Raw genomic sequence first — 945 nt, 5'->3', positions numbered from 1 at the left:
ACTTATGTTTGGAGTGCTTGAGTTATTCTCGCGTGCTTATGCTCGGTGGCGAAGCTTTTCCGACTGCGCCACATATGTTTTGGAACTTTGTGTCGTTTAGTCGTGAACGAATTGATCAAGCGAGCCGTGATTGGAAAGAAGGGAAGTTTCCAAAAATCCCTGGAGATAGTTGCGAATATACGCCTGTTCCAGAGAAGTGATTGAGCCCCTATGAGGGGCTCATACCGTGCTCTAGTAGTTCTTTCGTTCGAATTGGTCATCAGAAGGGTCAGTCGTGTAACGACCTTCTACCTGATCCCAGTGATATCGATCACCCATCATCTCTTGAATACGTGAATCTGATGTGCGAGCACTTGCTGCTAGCTTGCCAGTTGTGCGGCGTGCCCCCCACCATGTAATGGTTACTTCTTCAGGCGCATTTGAAGCCATTGAACGGAAGTACCAAGGAACCACCTGGTTATGTTTGTTAACGAAGTCAGGGCCTGACAAATACCAGAATCGATTATGAATAAACGTAACCATACCCTCTAGGATCGTATTTCGATCTCCGATCCAAATATCCAAAATACCACTCGATTTGTACCAAGTTACTGGCAAGTTGTGGCGATCGATTAAGGTTTGAATATCCCAGCGCGCATGTTCGCCGACCCAATCAGTATTACCGTCGCCATTCGCATCACCAAGATATGATTTTGGATCTGCTGACCAGAAAGGATCAAGCAATTCTAAGCGGTCGACAGTCAGGTTATTGCCGACAGTACCGTTATAGACCGCGTCACTGATTTTCTTTGTGACGTTAGTCGCTAACTGGCTACCAAGAGAATGACCTGATAATCGAACATAGTATGAGGTGCTGCCCGAAAGCACTGATGTGATTTGCTCAAACGCAATATCAGAAACAGATTTGTTTGGTGACAGTGCTGTACGATACGAACCATCGTTTAA

The 945-nt window shown here is 45.8% G+C and carries 1 protein-coding gene and 1 pseudogene; one reads left to right on the top strand and one right to left on the bottom strand.

All coding sequences use genetic code 11. The annotated features are described in order from the left end of the window. Positions 1-200, top strand: a 200-nt coding sequence (locus A3762_RS26110; RefSeq protein ID WP_304439307.1) for a pirin-like C-terminal cupin domain-containing protein, incomplete at its 5' end; no start/stop codon positions are given. A 31-nt stretch (positions 201-231) separates the two neighbouring features. Here A3762_RS26110 and A3762_RS27830 read toward each other — a convergent pair. Continuing rightward, positions 232-945: pseudogene (locus tag A3762_RS27830) on the bottom strand (cell adhesion protein); the annotation flags it as partial.

Source organism: Oleiphilus sp. HI0125 (genome assembly GCF_001635355.1).
Note: the sequence above shows the minus strand (reverse complement) of the source record. Positions and strands in the feature narration are given on the sequence as shown.